The sequence below is a fragment of the Mesorhizobium sp. M1A.F.Ca.IN.020.06.1.1 genome, assembly GCF_004023265.1.
Taxonomy (GTDB): domain Bacteria; phylum Pseudomonadota; class Alphaproteobacteria; order Rhizobiales; family Rhizobiaceae; genus Mesorhizobium.
In genome coordinates this window covers 1-2,150 of the sequence record NZ_RZSR01000988.1, presented here as the reverse complement: position 1 = coordinate 2,150, position 2,150 = coordinate 1, and the positions used below count along the sequence as shown (strand labels likewise).

General features: G+C 62.0%; 2 protein-coding genes and 2 pseudogenes. All 4 read left to right on the top strand.

The annotated features are described in order from the left end of the window. Positions 1 to 299: pseudogene (locus EOA60_RS37865) on the top strand (hypothetical protein); the annotation flags it as partial. Positions 300 to 301: 2 nt separating this feature from the next. Beyond that, complete coding sequence (locus tag EOA60_RS29955) at positions 302 to 1,045, top strand: hypothetical protein (protein ID WP_127335098.1); 744 nt, start codon at positions 302 to 304, stop codon at positions 1,043 to 1,045. A 239-nt stretch (positions 1,046 to 1,284) separates the two neighbouring features. After that, positions 1,285 to 1,806 carry a DUF4376 domain-containing protein gene (locus EOA60_RS29950; protein WP_164748235.1) on the top strand — a complete coding sequence of 174 codons (522 nt, stop codon included), beginning with the start codon at positions 1,285 to 1,287 and terminating at the stop codon, positions 1,804 to 1,806. Between the two features lie 74 nt (positions 1,807 to 1,880). Next, a pseudogene (locus EOA60_RS29945) lies at positions 1,881 to 2,150 on the top strand (phage tail protein); the annotation flags it as partial.

The following is a 2,150-nucleotide window of genomic DNA, read 5'->3' as shown; positions in this document are numbered from 1 at the left end:
TGCTTGGGCTTGTGGCCGCCGCAACGGCCGCGACCGCGAACACTCTCGCGCAACGCGATGCCTCGGGCGACATCACAACTCGCCTGTTCCGCTCGACCTATGCCAATGGTGCCGATGCAGTGACGGGCTTTTTTGGGCGCATCTCTTCGGACGGAACCGGCGACAACTACGCCCGCCCGCAATCCATTGCACAGACAAAAGCCATTCTCGGCATCGGGACCATGGCGAGCCGATCGCTGACGATCTCGACGTCCGCGCCAAGCGGTGGCGTTGATGGCGACGTTTGGTTTCAGGTGTAGGTATGGCCGCGTTTGCGAGGGACGCCGGTATCTGGAAGCCAATCGCCCCCAAATGGACCAGGCGTGCCGGTGTTTGGCAGAAGGTGAGAAAGGGCTTCGCAGATGTCGCCGGCATCTGGAAGCCTGTGTGGAGTTCCGACATCGCGGTTGCCTACCACGGCGCGGGTGATCCGGGTTTCACCTTCTCCGGCGTTCCGCTGCCCGAGGTCGGTCAGCAACGGGTCATGGTCGTTGCTTGGGGACAATTCAACGGCGGCAGCTTCTCTTCCGGCAATGTCATGGGGGTGGCGCTTACCCCGCTTGTTGAGTTGGGGAGCGGGCAGAGCCGCGCAGGCATAGCTGCCGCAGTGGTCAATACCGGCTCGTCTGGAACGGCATCGGTCAGCCTTACCGCTGGCGCATCAGGTGGCCCTGATCTCGGAGTGTTCAGTCTGTTGGGCGCTGACATTACGCCTCTCACAACGGCCAGTGACGCCACGTCCCCGATCAATATATCCCTCGATGTTGCCGATGGCGGCGTGATTATAGGCTGCGCAATGGGCCGAGGAACTCTCACCGCTGGCAATGGGTGGGCATGGTCCGAGCTTGTCGAGGATTTCGAGCGAGATACGCTCAGCAACGACTATGTGACCGGAGCACACAAAGCCTACGCTTCCGCAGCAACCGGAGTGGCGATCACCGCAACGGCATCTGGCTCCGTCGCGGACAGCGCCGGCGTCGCTGTTTCGTTCAAGCCTCAGCCTTGAGGCATCTAGTCCGAACCGTCTTCGGGATACGTCTGTGGCAGGAAAGCAAACCCTATAAAACCCGCCAGAAGGATCAGAGCGATCACGATTGCTAAGATCAGGATTGCTGTGCCAGCCATTTCCCCACCCCTTCCCCGAGAGAAACCATGCAATTTCTAGTTCTACTTATCGATGGCACTCGTTTGGTCAAGGGGCATCCCGGTTGGCGGATTGGGGACACGCCGGAGACGGCTCGGCTCTTGACCGACGACGAACTTGTCGCTGCAGGCTTCGGACTGAAGCTCGTGGATCAGCCGCCGACGTTCGATCCGGCCAAGCAAACGCGGCAGCTCGCGCCGATCGAAGAGTGGGAAGTCACGGATAGCACGGCGACCGTGGGATACGTCGTCGCTGATCTGCCGTTTTCCGCCGTTCGCGACCTTAAGCTTGCCGCCTTGGCCGACAAGCGCTGGCAGGTCGAGACAGGCGGGATCGTGGTCGGGGGGGCGCCGGTTCGCACCGACGCCAACAGCCAAGCCAAGATCACTGGGGCGGTAGCCTTGTTCCAGAACGACCCCGGACTCGACACGATCGATTGGGAGGCGCAGCCTGGTGTTTGGGTAACGCTGGATGCGGCCAGCATCACAGCGATAGGCATCGCCGTCGGGCGCCATGTACAGGCGTGCTTCAGTCGAGCGAGGACGCTTTCGGAAGAGATTATGGCTGCGGCGAATCTTGCGGCGCTCGACGGGATCGATATCGACGCAGGCTGGCCGTCTTAGACCAGACTGGAGGCCTCTGTCTTCGCTGCCCGCCTTCGCGGGCTTTTTTGTTTCAACCCACAGGAGAGACTGTCATGACCGACCCCGTCTTCGGGATCACAATCCGCCGCGACGCCAACGAGGCGGCCGTGCCGTCGAATGCGCTGATGAGCGTCGTTGGCATCTGCATGCCCTTCGCCAAGGCGCCGACGGCTCTGCAGGCGGCTTTCGACGCGGCATTCCCGGCCGGTGTCGCCGTCCGCCTGAATTCGAACGACACGACCAAGCTCGCGCTCTGCGATCCCGATTCGCTGTTCGTCGACGCCGTGGAAGGCATCAATGCGCAGCTCGGCCCCTACCAGGTC

What these genes read in the sequence shown, in the direction of transcription:
- EOA60_RS29955 (WP_127335098.1), top strand. Translation starts at nt 302, where the DNA reads ATGGCCGCGTTTGCGAGGGACGCCGGTATCTGGAAGCCAATCGCCCCC.